This is a genomic window from Paraburkholderia sp. BCC1885 (assembly GCF_900996235.1).
Taxonomy (GTDB): Bacteria; Pseudomonadota; Gammaproteobacteria; order Burkholderiales; family Burkholderiaceae; genus Paraburkholderia.
The window spans coordinates 39,416-57,580 of record NZ_CAAJGM010000066.1 but is presented as its reverse complement, the minus strand read 5'-3'; the positions used below and the strand labels follow the sequence as shown (position 1 = coordinate 57,580).

Here is an 18,165-nt window from a genome sequence, read left to right as displayed (position 1 = left end):
AGCCGCGCGTCACCCGGGGATCATTATTTCCCGCCCGGCACAATATCCTTGCTCCTGATCCGTCTACAGACGTATGGAAACGCCGCCGACCCCGGACCCGACACTCGAACGAGAACGCGACCTCACCGCAACCATCTTGCGTGAGCGCGGCAAGCTCGGGCATTTCATCCGGCGCCGGGTGCGCGATCCGAGTGAAGCGGAGGACATCCTGCAAGATGTTTTCCACGAGTTCGTGCAGGCATACCGGCTGCCCGCGCCGATCGAACAGGTCAGCGCATGGCTGTTCCGTGTGGCGCGCAACCGCATCGTCGACGTGTTTCGCAAGAAACGGGAATTGCCGCTGGCCGACGCCGCGGGCGAGCCGGACGACGACAGCGAGTACCGGCTGGATCTCGCCTTGCCGTCTCAGGATGCCGGTCCGGAAGCGGTCTATGCGCGCTCGGTGCTGCTCGACGCCCTGCAAGCCGCGCTCGATGAATTGCCGGACAACCAGCGCGAGGTTTTCGTCGCGCATGAACTCGAAGGACGCAGTTTCAAGGAACTGGCTGCCGAAAGCGGCGTAAGCGTGAACACGCTGCTGGCGCGCAAGCGTTATGCGGTGCTGCATCTGCGCGCCAGCTTGCAGACCGTGTATGACGAACTGGATATTTAAAGGAGCAGGTCGATGAGATTCAAAGGGAGATGCTTCGGCAAGGCGCTGCTGGCGCTGGTCGCGATTGCGGTGCTGGGATGGATCGTAATGGCATTGTGGAACTGGGTGATCCCGGCGGTGTTCGTCGGCGGCCGGGCGATCGATTATCTGCATGCGCTGGGCCTGCTGGTGTTGAGCCGCATTCTGTTTGGCGGATTCCGCGGCCGCGGCGGCTGGCATGGGCGCGGCGGCTGGCGCAAATGGGAGCGCATGACGCCGGAAGAACGCGACAACTTCCTCAGAGGCGTGTCGTCCGCGCGCGGCAAGCCGCAGGAGGACAACCTGTGAAACAGACATCGACAGCCGCTTGCAAGCAGGCCCCAGGCGTCATTGCTCCCGTCGTGGACTTCAGGCGTTGCGAAGGCAAGGGCGATTGCGCGGTGGTATGCCCCGAAGACGTGTTCGAAATCCGCAAGATCGACGCAGCGGATTACGATAAATTAGGCATGCTGAATAAATTCAAGCTCCGCGTGCATGGCCTGAAGGTGGCCTATACACCTAACGCCGACGCCTGCCGGTCATGTGGATTATGCGTCACCGCGTGCCCGGAGCGAGCCATCACGTTGGCGCGGGTGAAATGATGGGCGGTCCGTCGGAGTGCGCGCGGCTGCATCGCGGTACGACAAACGCTATGCTATGCGTTTCGTCAACCCGAGGACCGTCTCATGAAACAGCCACTAGGATCCATGATTAACTTTCGCCGCCCGGATGGAAAGGATGTCGAAGGCTATCTCGCCAAGCCGCAGAACCCGGCTGGCGCGCCCGCGATTGTCGTGATTCAGGAATGGTGGGGCTTGAACGACCAGATTCGCGGCGTCGCCGACCGGCTCGCCCAGGCCGGTTATCTGGCGCTCGTCCCCGATCTCTACCGCGGAAAAAAGACGGTCGAACAGGAAGAAGCCCATCACCTGATGACCGAACTCGATTTCGGCGACGCCGCCTCGCAGGATATTCGCGGCGCCGTGCAATATCTGAAGCAGCACACGGAGCGCGTCGGCCTGACCGGCTTCTGCATGGGCGGCGCGCTGACGCTGCTGGCGCTCGGCCAGACGCCGGAATTGACGGCGGGCGTGGTGTGGTACGGCTGCCCGCCGCTGGAATACATCCAGGCCGAGAACATCAAGGTGCCGGTGCTGGCTCACTGGGCTACGCAAGACGAGTTCTTCCCGCCGGCCATGGTCGAAGCGCTCGAAACCAAGCTGCGCGGCGCGAAGGTCAATCTGGAATCGCATCACTATCTGGCGCACCACGCGTTCGCCAACGAAACAGCGGTCGGACCTACCCGTATTCCCGCGACGCAGTTCGATCCGGTCTGGTCGCAACTGGCCTGGGACCGGACGCTGACTTTCTTCGGCCGCACGCTGTGGCCGCAGCACGCGTAATACAGCCGAATTGAAGCGCGAATGGGCAATGGAACAGGCCATTGCCCATCGCGCAATTGAACGAGTTCCACCTTCCTCCTGTCTCACCCCTGCGCCTGCCCGCGAGCAGGCACATTCATCCCGGCAATAACTGCGCCGAGCTACAGCCAACCCTCGATTCTGCGGAAAAGATTCCCTGTGAAAAGAGCGGGCGGCGACTAACGTACTAAGGTACGTCCGTGCAAGACCGTCGCTTTCGCGTGCAAGCATCGTTGTTCGCCTTGCATGCATGACAGTCTTGCGTCACAACTGCTTGAATGACCGCGACAGCAGCATCCGCGGTCTCGCATGTAAGGAGTGAAAGATGCAGCTAGGCATGATTGGATTGGGGCGCATGGGCGCCGACATGGTGCGACGCCTGACCGCTGGCGGCCAGACCTGCGTGGTCTACGACGTCCAGCCAGCGGCGGTCGAGAAACTCAAACAGGACGGCGTCGATGGCGCTACGTCGCTCGAAGAGTTTGTCAAGAAGCTGGCCAAGCCGCGAGCCGTTTGGCTGATGGTGCCGGCCGCCGTGGTGGATTCGACGCTTGAGAAACTGACGCCCTTGCTCGAACCGGGCGACATCGTGATCGACGGCGGCAACTCCTTCTATCGCGACGACATCCGCCGCGGCAAGGAACTGGGCGCGAAACAGCTGCATTATGTGGACGTCGGCACGAGCGGCGGCGTGTTCGGCCGCGAGCGCGGCTATTGCCTGATGGTGGGTGGCGAGACGCCCGTGGTCGAGCGGCTGGGGCCGATCTTCGCGACGCTCGCACCGGGACCGGGAGCGGCCACGCCCACGCCGGGACGCCCCAAAGACGCGGGAACGGCCGACCAGGGCTACCTGCATTGCGGTCCGCAAGGCGCCGGCCACTTCGTCAAGATGGTTCACAACGGCATCGAGTACGGGATCATGGCGGCTTACGCGGAAGGCTTGAACATTCTGCATAACGCCAATGTCGGCAAACGGACCCAGGAAAACGACGCTGAGACCTCGCCGCTGCACGGCCCGGAGTTCTATCAGTACGACCTGAATCTGCCGGAGATCACCGAAGTCTGGCGGCGCGGCAGCGTGATCGGCTCGTGGCTGCTGGACCTGACGGCGGCGTCGCTGGTAGGCGATGCGGGCCTCGAACAGTATTCGGGACGTGTCTCGGACTCGGGCGAGGGCCGTTGGACGGTCGACGCGGCCATCGACGAAGGCGTACCCGCGCCGGTTCTGAGCGCGGCGCTGTTCGCCCGTTTCAGTTCGCGCGGCGAGGCGGATTTCGCCAACCGCGTGTTGTCGGCCATGCGGCATGACTTCGGCGGTCATATGGAGAAGGCGGCCGCCAAGCTGGGCAAGCCACTCGCGTAAGCGGGCGGCGCGCGTCGCGAGGCTCCCGCAGGTCCGGGGCCTGCGCGGCGCCGCCAGTCAAGCGTAGGCGTCGAATGATGGCCTGACAAAGACGGTCAGGGTTTGCAGGATACAATCCGGCAGCGCCTAATTTGTCCTACATCCATCTGACCGATCCATGCTGAATCCTACTCGGACCTATCTCCTGGGTCCGCTGCTGAAGGGCGTTTCACGTTCCTTTTATCTCACGCTGCGTATCTTGCCCGCCGGCATGCGCGACCCGATCGGTCTCGCATATCTGCTCGCGCGTGCTGCCGATACGATCGCCGACACCGCGCTGATTCCGCCGGAGCAACGTCTGCAATTGCTGCTCGCGCTGCGTGCCGAGGTCAACGGCGCGGGCGACCAGGGCGCGTTTCTCGAACGGATGTCGGCGGAAGTGGCCGCACAACAGACTTTGTCGGACGAAAAGGTCTTGCTCGAATCGCTTGGCCCCGCATTGGCGATCCTGTCGCAACTGACCGAGGCGGATCGCAAGGCGGTGCGCGAGATTGTCTCGACGCTCACGGAGGGTATGGAGTTCGACCTGCGCACTTTCCCGGACGAGCGTTCGGGGCAGATCGTCGCGCTGCGGGAGTTGTCCGAACTCGACCGGTATACGTATCTGGTGGCGGGCTGCGTCGGCGAATTCTGGACCCGGATGACCTACGCGCATATGCCGGGGACGCTCAAAGGCTCGCCGCAGACCATGTCGACGATGCTGCGCCGCGGCGTGCGCTTCGGCAAGGCGCTGCAGATGACCAACGTCTTGCGAGACTGCGGCAAAGATCTGCGGATTGGCCGCTGTTATCTGCCCGCCGAGACCTTGGACCGATTCGGCCTGACTCCACAGGACCTGCTCGCGCCGGAAAATTCGTTGCGCGCTCAGCCTCCGTTGTTCGAACTGGTGCGCCTGACGCTCGATCATTTCCGCGACGCGGTTGAATACACGCTGGCCATTCCGGCGTTTTCCGTGCGTTTGCGGCTGGCCTGCCTGTGGCCGGTGCTGATCGGTCTCGAGACCGTGTTGCTACTGGTCCATAACGACAACTGGCTCGATCCGGCCAGGGTTTCGAAAATCCAGCGCAGCAAGGTGTACCAGGTCATCGGCTTTTCGACGGCGCTGGTGACGTCCAATACGCTGCTGCGGTTTTGGGCGGAGCGGTTGATCAAACAGATCGAAGCGCGCCTGCAAGGGTGACGGTGCGGGCCGGTGATTTCGTGGCGCGGCGCCTGTGCGCGCGCGCAAAAATCAGCGCTATCTGATCAACGGCATGCCCTGCACGGTGGCATGATATCGGCCTCACGTCTCCATCTTTTCTGCCCCTGCCGAATATGTCGAATCTGATCGTCCATGGCGGTCTCCCGTTACGCGGGGAGATCGAGCCTTCCGCCAACAAGAATGCCGTCCTGCCGATCCTCTGCGCCACGCTGCTGACCTGCGAGCCGCTGCGCCTGATCGGCGTCCCCGAGATTACCGACGTCAAGAAGATTCTCGACATTTTCCGCATGCTGGGCAGCGAAGTGTCGATGGACTTCGGCACCGGCATCCTCGATCTGCACCATCACGCCACCTCGTTCGATCCCGTCGCGCACAAGCTGCCGGAGGAAATGCGTTCGTCGATCATGCTGGTGCCGCCGCTGCTGGCGCGCTTCGGCGTGGCGCGTCTTGAAAACGACGTGAAGGGCTGCACGCTCGGCGTGCGCGAAATCGACCCGCACGTCGAAGTGTTCGAGCGCTTCGGTGCACGCGTGGCGCGCACCGCCGATTCGCTGATCGTGCGCGCCGAAACGCAGATGAGCGCGAATCATCACTGGCTGGATTACGCATCCGTCACCACGACCGAAAACTTCGTGCTGTGCGCGGCCTCGGCAAACGGCACCTCTACGCTGGTCAATGCCGCCTCCGAGCCGCACGTGCAGGAGTTTTGCCAGTTCCTCGCCATGCTGGGCGTCGCGATCGAAGGCATCGGCACCTCGCGTCTGAGCGTGACGGGTGGCAACAAGCTGAGCGGCGATGAATTCCGCTTCAGCGAGGATTTCCATGAAATTGCCACGTTTCTCGCGCTGGGGGCGATCACCGGCGGCGATATCGTGGTGCGCAATACGGCGCCCGAGCAATTTCCGCTGATCGACCGGACCTTCGCCAAATTTGGCGTGGAAGTGGAGCATCGTGACGGCTGGTCGCGCGCGCATCGCGACGGGCCGCTGCGCGTGCGCCGGCCGTTCACGCAAAACATCCTGACCAAGGTGGAAGCTGCGCCCTGGCCGTATCTGCCGGTGGATCTGCTGCCTATTTTCATTGCTCTTGGCGTGAAGGCGGAAGGCAGCGCGATGTTCTGGAACAAGGTCTACGACGGCGCCATGGGCTGGTCGGTCGAACTCTCCAAATTCGGCGCGCACGTGTTCCTCTCCGACCCGCATCGGTTGATTACGTTTGGCGGCCTGCCGTTGAGTCCCGCGCGCGTCGAAAGCCCGTACATCATTCGCGTGGCGATTGCGCTGCTGATGGTGGCCGCCAGCATCGAGGGGCGCTCGGAGATCATGAACGCGCTGCCGATCCGCCGCGCGCATCCGCATTTTGTGGAAAACCTGCGCTCGGTCGGCGCGAATGTGGAATGGACCAGTAGCGAATAAGCGGGCAATCTCGCTGGCTCCCCGGTCACTGCACGGCGTAGCCGCGGCCTTGCATGCAGGCGGCATAGGCGCGCCAATAGCGGGTCATGGGCGGTTCCGGTGGCGGCATGGGCGGCGCTTTCACTTCGGCTGCGCTCGCCGGCTCGCTGGCGCCGCCTAACTGCGGCACGCCGTTCTTGTCGGTTTTCGGCATCGGTTCACTCGCCTGCGCCGCTGTTGCTGCGGCGGCCGTGCCGCTAGCCGGCGCCACGGACGCCGCTGAGGCTGTCGTCCCACTCGCCGCAATCGTCCCGCTGGCGGGCAATGGCGGCTGCGAAAACTGGCCGCCGCCGCCAATGCCGGGTACACCGGAGGCGAGCTTCGGCGGCATGGCCGACTGTGCTTCAGTGGTGATGTTGACGTGGGTTTGGCGACCGGCCGTGCTGTAGCAGGTGGCGGCGTCGACGCTCTGTTGCCACGAGCTTTGACTGCGGATCGGATACACCACCGGCTGCCATGCCAGCGCGCCGCCGCTCATGCTCAGCAGCGCCACGCTCATTGGGATTGTCATTTTCATCGCCGCGCCTCCCTCCTGATGCGGTCTCGCTGCAAGCCGCGGCGTTAAATCATTCCCGCGTTGCGGCTCGCGCTCGACCGGCAATCGATCTCGGTTCAGCGTAACACCCAGCCTGCGTGATCAGCGGTGAGAAATATCGGCTCTGTCGGCCATTGTGAAGTGCAATCAGGGCAGGGCGGAGGCGGCTTCGAGTGCGACGGACAGCGCCAGCCGCCCGGTTTCGACGCGCATCGTATTGCGCATCGGCGGCGCACGGTAGGCTTCGAGCCGGGCGCGCTGCGCACTGGTGCCGATCTCGAGCTGGTTCAGCAGGTCGGTGACGATGGCATAAAGCGCCGTCGCGTTGCCGTCTTCCACTTTCACCGCGATCCCGAGCGCGCCGTCGGCGCCAAGCCGAGTCGTCTGCGCGGACGGCCGCACGCCGATGGCATAACTGGCCTCGGCGCCCACCTTGCCGACCAGCGCGCCTTCGAAGCTGCGCATCAGCGTCGTACAGAAGCGCCCTTCGCCCGCCACCATCTCCGGATACGCCGTCATGGCGCGATAGATGCGCGCGAGGGCCGCGCTACGCGCCGAAACCTCGCCGCCGCCGGCGGGTTGCGCAGCCGCATCGGCCAGCTTGGCGTACAGGCGCGCGAGGCGCTCCAGCGGGAAAGCGGGTGTGGGCAGGTTGCAGCCGTCAATGGCCCAGCGGACTGCGTCGTCGGGCAGATCGCAGACGTCCGCGACGATGTGCTTCACGCGCACCTGCAGCGGATGCTCCGGCAGGTGGTAGTCCTGCACGGTTGCGCCGATCGCCTGCGCGCCTGCGAGCATGCCGGCGTGTTTGCCGGAGCAGTTGCTGCAGACCGGGCCCGGCGTGAAGTCCTGCTTGATCCAGGAGCGGAATACGGCATCCGACAGCGGCGGATGGCCGCCGCAGCGCAGATCCGCTTCGCTCGCGTGGGCTTTGGCGATCATCCGGCTGGCGCGCTCGATATGCCGCTCCTCGCTGTTGTGCGAGCCGCACATGAGCGCGAGATCGGCCTCTTCGAAGCCGAAACGTTCCAGCGCGCCGGTTTCGAGCACCGCAAGCGCCTGCGCGGGCTTGGCTGCCGAGCGCGCCAGCGTCATCCGCGCCGGGTCGCCAAACCTGTATAGCAGACGGCCCCGCGCATCGACCACCGCGACATGCGCGATATGGGAATTTTCGACCGCCTCGCCACGGTACGTGGTCGCCGCAATCGGTCTGGTGGTGGCCGCAGTCATCGCTGTTCTCCTGGAATCGTTGGAATGCAATGCCGCCGATTTTACTTTTTATATCGCGCAGACCCTACTGCAGTAAGCGTGGGCAACTGCGGATTGGCCCGGTTGTCGTAAGTCAGGAAAGTGGACTCGAATATGTCACAACGAGGTTGCATTCTTGATAGAGATTGCAATGCAATTTCTCGTGGCGACTTCGGTATTAATTGCTGACTTCAAACCGAATGGAAATTTACTGAAACAATCGACAGTTTGTAGAGGCAATTGCCGACGAAAAATCCGTGCGCTTGTGCTATTCCTGCAGCGTAGCGAGAATGCGGTCGATTTCGTCGAATTGAGCCTGTGACAACTGGTGGTTTTGTCTTACGTTATGCAGGCGTTTGCGCCAGTAAGCGCGCGGTAAGCCCGAGCGGTCAAGCTCCGAGGTCGACAGGCGCCCCACCACGAGCTTGATATGCAGGATTTCGCTGTGCACGAGTTTTGCCGAATGCGCCCCTGACATTTTCGATTGCCCTTCAATGCACACACCGCTCTCAGAAATTATTCCCATTGTCGCTTGCCGTAGAGCCGTTGACGCCGCGCGAAAAACCCCGGAACGCGCCGTCCGCTCTAATTCGGCCTCCTGTCGCTATTTTTGATGGTACGGCGCGCCGTGAATCCGGAACGCCGGAAATGGAATATTCGTTCGGCTATACAGAACTGCGTTCGGTAATGGATTCATGTTAATTTCGGGATTAGTGACTGTCAATATGAGATGTGGGATGCTTCGGCTTAGCTTCATGAATTCGACGGACAAAACAAAATGACAGACCAAGCTCAATCTACCGAGGAGCGATACGCGCTACGCAGTGTCAGCCGCGCGCTCGACGTCCTCGAGGCCTTGGGGAAGGCCGGCAACGAAGGAATGACCGTTGCGGGCGTGGCTGAACAGATCGGCGTGTCGAAGAGCACCGCGTTCGCACTATTGCAAACCCTGTTATCGCGCAATTTCGTGGCCGATGTCCGGCTAGGCGGCTCGCGCCGCTACCGGCTGGGACTGGCGCTCGTGTTTCTTGGCGATCGCGCGGCGGAAGATGTCGGTGTTTCGCAGCTGGCCATGCCGGTGCTGCGCGAACTCACGGAATTGACCGGTTTGACCTCGCGTCTGGCGATCCTCGATCACGGTTACGCCGTGGCGATTAGCCGGGTCGACGCCCCCGGCATCCTGCGGATCGCGTCGGCGCTCGGGCAGCGTGAGCTGCCGCATTGCTCGGCGCTCGGCAAGTCGTTGCTGGCGCTGCTGCCGCCGGCGCGCGTCGTCAAACTGCTGGCGCAAACCGGCATGCCGCGCCGCACCGAATACACCCTCGTGACACCTGGCGAATTGATGACCGATCTACTGCGGGTGGCCGAGCGCGGCTACGCGTTCGATAACGAAGAAGACAACATCGGCGTGGTCTGCATCGGCGCGGCCATTACCAACCGCGAGGGAGAGGGCGTCGCCGCGATCAGCGTGACGACGCTGAAAAGCGGTTTGAGCGACGACGACCTGCACGAGCTGGGCCGCACATTGCGCCGCTACGCGGATCGTGTGAGCCGCCTGCTTGGCGCAGAAGTGGAGCCGGAAGGGCTCACGCTTCAAACAATCTAGGCCAGGACAACGAGCGGATTGCCCCGAAGCAACGTCACGCCACTTCGCGCCACGCCGGCTTGAGGCGTGGCGGCGGATTGCGCGCGGCGGGCATCAGGTATTGGCAAGAAGGAACTCCATGCTGACAACATTTCTCGCTCTGTTCGATTTGCACGGCGCCGGCGATTACATGCCCGCGCTTCTGCGAGGCACGGCCACGACGCTGGCGCTGACCGCGTGCATCATGTCGATCAGCCTGCCGCTCGGGCTCGTGATCGCGCTCGCGAAACTGAGCCACACGCGGATCTTGCGCATTTGTGCCTCGGCCTACATCGAGGTGATTCGCGGCACGCCGGCTTTGCTGCAACTGTTCTACATCTATTTCGTGCTGCCTTCGTTCGGGATTCGTTTCGATCCGTTCATGGCGGGTGTGGTCGGGCTGTCGATCAATTATTCGGCGTATCTCGCCGAGGTCTATCGCGCCGGTATTGCCGCGGTTCCGCAAGGTCAGATCGAGGCGGCCAAGGCGCTCGGGATGTCGCGTCGCAAGATGCTGCGGCTGATCGTGCTGCCGCAGGCGATTCGTGTAGTGATTCCGCCGCTGGGCAATTACGGCATTTCGCTTTTCAAGGACACGTCGCTGGTGTCGATCGTCACCGTTAAAGAGCTGATTTTCACGGGGCAAATCGTGTCGTCGACCAACTTCCAGTACGCGACCATATTTACCATCATCGGCGCCATTTACTTTGCGTTCTCCTATCCGAGCGCGTTACTGGTGCGCTGGCTCGAGCGGCGCATGAGCGTCGGCGCCAGGTCGAGGCCGGTGGGCAACGCTTCGCAAGCGGCGGCGACGCAATGATTCGTCTCGAACGCGTCAACAAGCGCTTCGGCGAACTGCAAGCATTGAAGGATGTCTCGCTCAGCGTCGCGAAAGGCGAGGTGCTGTGCGTGGTGGGGCCGTCCGGATCGGGCAAGTCGACCCTGCTTCGCTGCATGAATCATCTGGAAAGCGTCGACAGCGGCACGGTCTATTTCGATGAAGTCGCCGTTCGCCCGCCGCTTCATAACGGCAAGCGCCGTGCCGATAGCGAGCGTGCGATCGAAGCGATTCGTGCCAGGGTCGGCATGGTGTTTCAGTCTTTCAATCTGTTTGCGCATCTGAGCGTGATGGAAAACATCACCGTGGCGCCCATTCATGTGCTCGGCCGTTCACCGTCCGATGCCCTGCTCGAGGCCAACGTCCTGCTCGACAAGGTCGGTCTGCTGGCGAAGGCGCGCGCCTATCCGCATGAGTTGAGCGGCGGTCAGCAGCAACGCGTGGCAATCGCACGCGCGCTCGCCATGCATCCGCAAGTCATGTTGTTCGATGAGGCCACGTCGGCGCTCGATCCGGAACGGGTGGGAGAAGTGTTGCGCGTGATGCGCACGCTGGCCGACGAAGGCATGACGATGGTCGTCGTCACACACGAGATGGGTTTCGCGCGGGAAGTGTCCGACCGGATTGTGTTCATGGCGGATGGGCGTATTGTCGAAGAGGGCGACCCAGCCATGTTTTTCGCGTCACCCCGGCAAGCGCGCACGCGTGAATTCCTGCGCTCGCTCTGGGAGCGAAACCGGCAACTGGGCGCCGCCGCCGGCCTGTAATCCCTGCTTAAAACCCATGCTTGGAACAATGACCCGGGAGCTTTCCATGAGAATGGCGGCGCTAATGTTCGCTGCGATGCTGGCGGCCCTCGCGTGTGCGTCCACGGCACGAGCGGCAGACGAGGCGGCGATTGCCGGCACGCGCTTTGACGGCGGCGACGGCTCGTACCGCCGCGCGGTCGAAAACGGCGTGACCTTCGTGATTGCCTCAGATCCGCCTTCGACCTATCAGGACAACCGCACCAACAGCTTCGATGGCGTCGACGTGCGCATTTTCCGCGAGATCGCGAGGCGCCTCGGCATCACGAAGGTGACGTGGAATATCGTGCCGTTCGACGCGATGATCCCCACGTTACTGTCCGGCCGCGCCGATGTGATCGTGGATAACCTGCATGAGACGGAAGCGCGTATGCGTGTGGTGGCGTTTACCAGTCCGGCGTACTGGTATGGGTCGGGCATCGCGGTGCAGCGTGGCAATCCTGCGAAGATCCACACGTGGGGCGATTTTGCCGGGCATACCGTCGGCACGCTGCGCGGCAGTATCAACCATCAGTTGCTCGCTCAGCGCAAGGATCTCAAGGAACTGAAGCTGTACACGAGTAACGAAGCGGAATTCGCCGATCTGATCGCGGGCCGCCTCGATGTCGCGATGGAAGACGACATCAAACTCGCGCAGTTTCTGAAGCAGCATCCCGCTGCGCCCATGGAGAGGGTGATGGACTACAAGCCGCGGCCGCAGGAGTATGGCTACGCGCGCTATGTGCTGCGCAAGGGCGACGTCGATCTGAATAACGCCGTGTCCCGCGCGCTGGACGAGATCCGCGCGGACGGCACGCTCTCGGCGATCATCGCGCAATTTGGCTATAGCGACCGCAATCTCTGGTACTTCCCGGTCAAGAACTGAGACGCGCGGTCTGACGCGCGCCGCCAGCGTGCTTCAGGGGCCGTGCGGCGCGGCGACAATCCATCGCACCGCGCAAAATCCGCCTCGCCCCGACTTCCCCGTACAATCACGCCTTCAAAAAGCGCACGCTTCAAAGCGTGCGCCAGTGTTGCCATTCCCTGAATCGAAACCGAACTGCCCGTGACTTCTTCTTCCAACCTTTCCGCCGCCACCCCGCGTAAATCGCTGACCATTATCCAGACACTCCTGATTGTCGGCGTGGCTGGACTGATCGGCTCCTTGCTGGTGAAACTGCTGGTCTAGTCCGTCATCGGGCGCACAGGATACGGCAGCCGTCAGGCGGCGAGCGCGACGGCGGCTTCGACTTCCGAAGCCGTGAGCAGCACCGGAATCGACTTCGAGGTCGGCGTGCCGGCGCCATCCGCGACCGACGACAGCGGCACCAGCGGATTCGTCTCCGGGTAATACGCGCCCAGACAGCCGCGCGGAATGTCGTATTCCACCAGCAGGAAGCCATCCGCTCGCCGCTCGACGCCGTCGTCCCACACGCTGGTGATGTCCACGCGCTGGCCGGCCGCGAAGCCGAGCATCAGCAGGTCTTCCTTGTTGGCGAACAGCACGCGGCGCTGGCCATAAACGCCGCGATAGCGGTCGTCGAGTCCGTAGATCGTGGTGTTGTACTGATCGTGCGAGCGGGTGGTCATCAGCGTCATCAGGCGCTCGCCGTGGCGTTCGCGGGCACGGTGAATCGGGGTGTCCATGGAAATGGCGTGCACGAGGAACTGGGCCTTCTTGCTCGGCGTCGTCCAGACCCGGTCGCGCGAGGCGACGCCGAGGTGGAAGCCGCCCGGATGCTTCAGGCGCTCGTTATAGTTCTCGAAGCCGTCGAAGACCTTTTCGATGCCGTCGCGGATCATCGCGTAGTCGTTCTCGTGAGCCATCCAGTCGACTTTGGCGCTGCCGAGGGTCGCCTGCGCCATGCGCGCCACAATCGCGATTTCCGACAGCAGGTTCGGTGACGCCGGCTTGTTCATGCCGTAAGAGATGTGCACCATGCTGAACGAATCTTCGACGCTCACGCCTTGCGCCACGCCGTTCTGCATGTCGATCTCGGTGCGGCCGAGGGTCGGCAGGATCAGCGCGTCGCGGCCGTGCACGAGGTGGCTGCGGTTCAGCTTGGTGGTGATGTGCACGGTCAGGTCGCACGAGCGCATGGCTTCCCACGTGCGCGGCGTGTCCGGCGTCGCAATCGAGAAATTGCCGCCCAGGCCGATAAACACCTTCACCTTGCCGTCGAGCATGGCCTGAATCGAGTTCACGACGTCGAGGCCGTGTTCGCGCGGCGGCTCGAAGTCATAGACCTGGCCGAGGCGGTCGAGGAAGGCTTGGGTCGGACGCTCTTCGATACCCACCGTGCGGTCGCCCTGCACGTTGGAGTGGCCGCGCACCGGGCATAGGCCCGCGCCGCGCTTGCCGATCATGCCGCGCATCATCATCAGGTTCGACAACAGCTGGATGGTCGGCACCGAATTCTTGTGCTGGGTGAGGCCCATGCCCCACGTGGAGATGACGGCCTTGCCCTTGACGTAGATGTCGGCGAGCTTGAGCACGTCTTCCATCGGCACGCCCGATTCGGTGACGATGGCGTCCCAGTTTTCCGCGCGCAGGTCGTCGACGAAGTCTTCGAAGCCCACCGTATGTTCGGCGATGAAGTCCACGTCGAGCACGCGCTCGGCGCCGCTCGCGAGGGCCGCGTCGTCCAGTTCGATCACGCGCTTGGCGACGCCCTTGATCAGCGCGAAGTCGCCGCCCACCTTCGGGCGGATGAACACGGAACTGATCTTGGTGCTGCCCATGGTCAGCATTTCAACCGGGTGCTGCGGGCTGGCGAAACGCTCCAGGCCGCGCTCCTTGAGCGGGTTGATCGAGACGATGGTGGCGCCGCGCTTGGCGCACTCGCGCAGCTCGCCGAGCATCCGCGGATGGTTGGTGGCGGGGTTCTGGCCGAAGATCAGCAGCGTGTCGGCGTGTTCCAGATCGTCCATGACCACCGTACCCTTGCCGACGCCCACCGTGCCCGGCAAACCGCGGCTGGTGGCCTCGTGGCACATGTTCGAGCAGTCCGGGAAGTTGTTGGTGCCGTACATGCGCACGAACAGCTGGAACAGGAACGCGGCTTCGTTGCTGGCGCGGCCGGAAGTGTAGAAGGCGGCGCGGTCGGGGTCGTCGAGCGCTTTGAGGTGACGGGCGATCAGTTCGAAGGCGGCGTCCCAGGCGATCGGCACGTAGCGGTCGAGCTTCGCGTCGTAGACCATCGGGTCGGTCAGGCGGCCGTGCTGTTCGAGCTCGAAGTCCGACTGCGTCATCAGTTCTTCGATGGTGTGCTGCTCGAAGAACGCGGGCGTCACGCGCTTGCTGGTGGCCTCGGCGGCCACCGCCTTGACGCCGTTTTCGCAGAATTCGAAGGTCGATGCGTGTTCGCGGTCCGGCCAGGCGCAGCCCGGGCAATCGAAGCCGTCAGGCTGGTTCTGCTTGAAGAGCGTCTTGTAGTTGGCGCCCGCGACCTTCTCCTTGATCAGGTTGATCGCGACGTATTTGAGTGCCCCCCAGCCTGCGGCGGGGTGGGTGTACGGTTCGATGCGCGCTTCGGGTTTCTTCATGACCTTCATGCCGGGAACAGGCGGATTTGCCGATGGACTCAAGCCTACTGTGTTCCGAAAAAGCCGCGGAACACAGAATTCGGGAAAGGGGAGGGATACAGTTTCTTGAGATTTGTCATAGACTCCCGTTATTCCTCTTGCCATATGCCTCCGTCTACCCCTTGAAGCTCTATGAAAAACTCGCCGATGAAATCGGCGAAGCCGTCAGCCGCGGGGTGTTCGCGGCGGGCGAGCGGATTCCCTCGGTGCGGCAGGCGAGCCAGCAGCACGGCGTCAGCATCAAAACCGTGCTGCATGCGTATGCCTTGCTGGAGGGTCGCGGGCTGATCGAAACCCGGCCGCAGTCTGGCTATTTCGTGCGCGAGCTGCCGACCGCGCCCGCGAACGGCCGCGAGCCCGCCGCGCCGGCGTCCGCGCCGGCTTCGGAAGTGGATGTGAGCCGGCTGGTGTTGTCCACGTTACGCAGCATTCGCGCGCACGACGCGGTGCCACTCGGCTCGCCGTACCCCGATCCGTCGCTATTCCCGTGGCGCCGCATCAACCAGTACGCGAACGCGATCGCCCGGCGCCATGCGAGCTGGAACCTGATCGACGACCTGCCGCCGGGCAACCCCGAGCTGATCCGCCAGATCGCGCGGCGCTACGCCGAAAACGGCGTGCCGGTCGATCCGGACGAAATCATCATCACGCTCGGCGCGACCGAGGCGATCAATCTGAGCCTGCAGGCCGTGGCGAAGCCGGGTGACACGGTGGTGGTCGAATCGCCGACCTACTACGCGATGCTGCACGCCATCGAACGGCTGGGGATGCGCGCCATCGCCGTGGCGACCCATCCGACCGAGGGCATCGACATCGAGGTGCTGGCGAAGATCATCGGCGAGCAGAAAATCGCGGCGTGCATGGTCATGCCGAACTTCCAGAATCCGCTCGGATTCCAGATGCCGGATGAAAGGAAGCAGCAGCTCGTCGAACTGCTCACGCTGCACGATATTCCGGTGATCGAGAACGACGTGTATCAGGAGCTGTATTTCGGCGAGGCGCGTCCCACCACGTTGAAGAACTTCGACACCAAGGGACTGGTTTTGCATTGCGCGTCGTTTTCGAAGAGCCTGACTGCGTCGTACCGGATCGGCTGGGCGATGCCGGGCCGTTATCGCGCGCAGGTCGAGAAACTCAAGTTCCTGAACACGCTGACGACGCCTTCAGTGCCGCAGGTGGCCGTGGCCGACTACCTGCGTCAGGACGGCTATGACCGGCATCTGCGGCATGTGCGCAAGTTCTACCATCATCAGGCGCGTCTGATGAGCGCGATGGTGTTGCGGTTCTTTCCGGCCGGCACGCGCATTTCCTCGCCGCAGGGCGGCTACGTGCTGTGGGTGCAGATGCCGCAGCGTGTCGATTCGATGCGGCTTTATCAGGCGGCGCTCGCACGCGGCATCACCGTGGGGCCCGGTTATATGTTTTCGACGCGCAACGATTTTCGCCACTTTATCCGGCTGAATTACAGCTATCCGTGGAACGCGCAGACCGAAGCGGCGCTCAAGACGCTGGGCGCCCTTGTTGCCGAGATGGCTTGAGGAGATATTGATGAACGACGAAGTCGATCCGATGCTGGTGGCCGTGCTGATGCAACTATGGCGCGCGCAGCAGGAAACGCCGGGGCGCGACTGGTCGCTGGCGAAGCTGTCGAAGCAGGCCGGTGTGCCGATGAGCGCGCTGCGGCGCCAGTTGACCGCATTGGTGGACGGCGGAATCGTCGAGACCACGCTTACCGAGGAAGGCACCGGCACCGCGCGCCTGAGCGATGCGGGCCGCAGTCTGTGCGCCGAACTGTTTGCCGATCCGGCCGCATGAGCCGGGTTTTCCCGAATATGGGAAAATGCTGTTTCTCCGCGGGTAAAGCGGGCCAGTTGGGCTTGAACGGCGCGGGCACGGCAATGCCTCGCGCGGGCTTTCGCGGAACGCGGCTATCGCGGCCATTGATCATGAAACGTATTGCAGCCTTCTCTCTTGCGACCTGGGCGGCCGCAGCCATTCTCTATTTCGGTCAGCACTCGGTTGCGTTGATCGCGCTGAGCGGCGTGGTCGTGCTCGGCGGCTTCGACATGCTGCGTCCTTAACTCGATTTTGGCGCAAAAGCACTACCCGACTACGAATAGACTCGGGGTAATCGAGTCGGGGCCGCGTCGGCACGCAGGGTCGGATTGCGGATAACCCCAGGCCGGCCTCACCAATGTTGCGAGGCCGCCAGCAAATGGCGCAATCGTGGGGACAATGCGGTGGGCGAGGCGAAGGAGTGATTCGGGCTCCTGCTGACCGCATAGGACGCACACGGACAATGGCTGCATGATTGGGCCGGAACAATGTGAGTCGCCGATGACAACACTACGAGCCCCGGCGTTGCCTTCCCAGCGCGCGATGCGCGGCGTTCCCGCCGTGCCGTCTACGATCGCGCAGGCGCGCGTGCTCGACGAGTGTGAAGCGCGCTCGATCTTCCATGAACCGTGGTGGCTCGATATCGCAACGGGTGGCGACTGGAGCATGGCCAAGGTCGTGCATGGTGCACAGACAATCGGCGAATTGCCCTACTATTCGACGCGCAAGGGCATGTGGCGGATCTCGCAACTGCCGCCGCTCACACGCACGCTCGGACCTGTCATTCCGTCCAAAGGGCTCGACGCCATCCACGAGCAACATCATCGGCTAAGCGTCACGCAGGCGCTAATCGAGCAGTTGCCGCATTTCGACAGCTTCTTTCAGGTGTTCGATCCGCGTATCGACGATGCCCTGGCGTTCGCCCTGCACGGTTTCACCGTGACCGCACGCTATACATTTCAGATTGGGCCGGATTGCACGATACCGGAGGCATGGGCGCGTCTGCACAGCAAAACGCGTAACGTGGTGCGTGGCGCGGACCGCAAGTTGACCGTTGCGCCTATCGCCACGCCGCGCGAATTTCTGCAGTTCTACGAAGCAAATTTGCACGAACGTTCACGTACCAATGCTTACGGCACCGTAGTGATGCGCCAGCTCGTCAATGGGTTTGTCGAACGCAAGGCGGGGCATCTGCTGGGCGCGTATGGCCCGGATGGGAAACTCGCTGCCGCGATCGGTCTTGTCTGGGACCGGCATGCAATGTATTACCTGCTGTCCTCGCGCACGCTTGGCGCGCACGGCGGCGCAATCAGCCTGCTGATCTGGACGGCGATGCAGCACGCCATCGAGCGCAAGCTGACGTTCGATTTCGACGGCTTCTCCAGCCCCGCCACCTACAGTTTTCTGGACGGCTTCGGCGGAGTGTTGAAACAACGGCTGGGCGTGGAGCGGCTCAGCACGGTGTATTCGGTCGCACGCATTCTCAAGCGCCGCATTGTGCCGGGTGCGGGCGTCATCTTCGATCCCAACCTCTGAGCAGCAGTCACTGCTTCCGCTGCGGCCGGC

At 63.0% G+C, this 18,165-nt stretch carries 20 protein-coding genes; 16 read left to right on the top strand and 4 right to left on the bottom strand.

Features of this window, described 5'->3' with window-relative positions:
- The first annotated feature begins 73 nt into the window (after positions 1-73).
- The 7 genes from FQ755_RS05395 to FQ755_RS05365 all read left to right on the top strand — a co-directional run bounded on the left by FQ755_RS05395 (position 74) and on the right by FQ755_RS05365 (position 6,109).
- A complete protein-coding gene (locus FQ755_RS05395) occupies positions 74-652 on the top strand; it encodes an RNA polymerase sigma factor (RefSeq protein ID WP_144151737.1) in 579 nt (192 codons plus the stop codon).
- A 12-nt stretch (positions 653-664) separates the two neighbouring features.
- Positions 665-979, top strand: a complete 315-nt coding sequence (locus FQ755_RS05390; RefSeq protein WP_144151734.1) for a hypothetical protein — start codon at positions 665-667, stop codon at positions 977-979.
- A complete protein-coding gene (locus FQ755_RS05385) occupies positions 976-1,272 on the top strand; it encodes a 4Fe-4S dicluster domain-containing protein (protein ID WP_144151731.1) in 297 nt (98 codons plus the stop codon). The genes FQ755_RS05390 and FQ755_RS05385 overlap by 4 nt, the downstream gene beginning before the upstream one ends.
- Positions 1,273-1,356: 84 nt before the next feature.
- Complete coding sequence (locus tag FQ755_RS05380; protein WP_144151728.1) at positions 1,357-2,073, top strand: dienelactone hydrolase family protein; 717 nt, start codon at positions 1,357-1,359, stop codon at positions 2,071-2,073.
- Between the two features lie 343 nt (positions 2,074-2,416).
- On the top strand, positions 2,417-3,454 hold the full coding sequence (gene gnd / locus FQ755_RS05375) for a phosphogluconate dehydrogenase (NAD(+)-dependent, decarboxylating) (RefSeq protein WP_144151725.1): 1,038 nt from the start codon (positions 2,417-2,419) through the stop codon (positions 3,452-3,454).
- A 157-nt stretch (positions 3,455-3,611) separates the two neighbouring features.
- Positions 3,612-4,673, top strand: a complete 1,062-nt coding sequence (locus tag FQ755_RS05370; RefSeq protein ID WP_144151722.1) for a phytoene/squalene synthase family protein — start codon at positions 3,612-3,614, stop codon at positions 4,671-4,673.
- 134 nt (positions 4,674-4,807) lie between these two features.
- A complete protein-coding gene (locus tag FQ755_RS05365) occupies positions 4,808-6,109 on the top strand; it encodes a UDP-N-acetylglucosamine 1-carboxyvinyltransferase (RefSeq protein ID WP_144151719.1) in 1,302 nt (433 codons plus the stop codon).
- 25 nt (positions 6,110-6,134) lie between these two features.
- Here the strand turns inward: FQ755_RS05365 and FQ755_RS05360 are convergent, their stop codons facing one another.
- From FQ755_RS05360 to FQ755_RS05350, 3 genes are all read right to left on the bottom strand, one after another.
- Positions 6,135-6,665, bottom strand: a complete 531-nt coding sequence (locus tag FQ755_RS05360) for a hypothetical protein (RefSeq protein WP_144151716.1) — start codon at positions 6,663-6,665, stop codon at positions 6,135-6,137.
- 165 nt (positions 6,666-6,830) lie between these two features.
- Positions 6,831-7,913: an asparaginase gene (locus FQ755_RS05355; protein ID WP_144151713.1), complete on the bottom strand. Its 1,083-nt coding sequence runs from the start codon at positions 7,911-7,913 to the stop codon at positions 6,831-6,833.
- Between the two features lie 286 nt (positions 7,914-8,199).
- Positions 8,200-8,409 (bottom strand): hypothetical protein, encoded by a 210-nt coding sequence (locus FQ755_RS05350; protein WP_186308423.1) that lies wholly within the window; start codon positions 8,407-8,409, stop codon positions 8,200-8,202.
- Between the two features lie 300 nt (positions 8,410-8,709).
- Between FQ755_RS05350 and FQ755_RS05345 the strand changes: the two genes are divergently transcribed.
- From FQ755_RS05345 to FQ755_RS37980, 5 genes are all read left to right on the top strand, one after another.
- The gene (locus FQ755_RS05345; protein ID WP_144151707.1) at positions 8,710-9,537 is read left to right on the top strand and encodes an IclR family transcriptional regulator; all 828 of its coding nucleotides are present in this window, start codon (positions 8,710-8,712) and stop codon (positions 9,535-9,537) included.
- 118 nt (positions 9,538-9,655) lie between these two features.
- Positions 9,656-10,375, top strand: a complete 720-nt coding sequence (locus tag FQ755_RS05340; protein WP_144151704.1) for an amino acid ABC transporter permease — start codon at positions 9,656-9,658, stop codon at positions 10,373-10,375.
- Positions 10,372-11,160 carry an amino acid ABC transporter ATP-binding protein gene (locus FQ755_RS05335; protein WP_144151701.1) on the top strand — a complete coding sequence of 263 codons (789 nt, stop codon included), beginning with the start codon at positions 10,372-10,374 and terminating at the stop codon, positions 11,158-11,160. The genes FQ755_RS05340 and FQ755_RS05335 overlap by 4 nt, the downstream gene beginning before the upstream one ends.
- Positions 11,161-11,206: 46 nt before the next feature.
- Positions 11,207-12,064: a substrate-binding periplasmic protein gene (locus FQ755_RS05330; RefSeq protein WP_186308422.1), complete on the top strand. Its 858-nt coding sequence runs from the start codon at positions 11,207-11,209 to the stop codon at positions 12,062-12,064.
- A gap of 180 nt (positions 12,065-12,244) precedes the next feature.
- Complete coding sequence (locus FQ755_RS37980; RefSeq protein ID WP_260858326.1) at positions 12,245-12,367, top strand: hypothetical protein; 123 nt, start codon at positions 12,245-12,247, stop codon at positions 12,365-12,367.
- A 32-nt stretch (positions 12,368-12,399) separates the two neighbouring features.
- On the opposite strand, the gene FQ755_RS05325 is transcribed toward FQ755_RS37980, so the two are convergent.
- A complete protein-coding gene (locus FQ755_RS05325) occupies positions 12,400-14,724 on the bottom strand; it encodes an FdhF/YdeP family oxidoreductase (protein ID WP_144151695.1) in 2,325 nt (774 codons plus the stop codon).
- A gap of 161 nt (positions 14,725-14,885) precedes the next feature.
- On the opposite strand from FQ755_RS05325, the gene FQ755_RS05320 reads away from it, so the two are divergent.
- The 4 genes from FQ755_RS05320 to FQ755_RS05310 all read left to right on the top strand — a co-directional run bounded on the left by FQ755_RS05320 (position 14,886) and on the right by FQ755_RS05310 (position 18,135).
- Positions 14,886-16,301, top strand: coding sequence for a PLP-dependent aminotransferase family protein (locus tag FQ755_RS05320; protein WP_144151693.1), 1,416 nt, complete (start codon positions 14,886-14,888; stop codon positions 16,299-16,301).
- Positions 16,302-16,308: 7 nt separating this feature from the next.
- On the top strand, positions 16,309-16,578 hold the full coding sequence (locus tag FQ755_RS05315; RefSeq protein WP_144151690.1) for a helix-turn-helix domain-containing protein: 270 nt from the start codon (positions 16,309-16,311) through the stop codon (positions 16,576-16,578).
- Between the two features lie 131 nt (positions 16,579-16,709).
- On the top strand, positions 16,710-16,844 hold the full coding sequence (locus tag FQ755_RS37975; RefSeq protein ID WP_260858325.1) for a hypothetical protein: 135 nt from the start codon (positions 16,710-16,712) through the stop codon (positions 16,842-16,844).
- 256 nt (positions 16,845-17,100) lie between these two features.
- The gene (locus FQ755_RS05310) at positions 17,101-18,135 is read left to right on the top strand and encodes a GNAT family N-acetyltransferase (protein WP_260858323.1); all 1,035 of its coding nucleotides are present in this window, start codon (positions 17,101-17,103) and stop codon (positions 18,133-18,135) included.
- Positions 18,136-18,165: the final 30 nt, after the last annotated feature.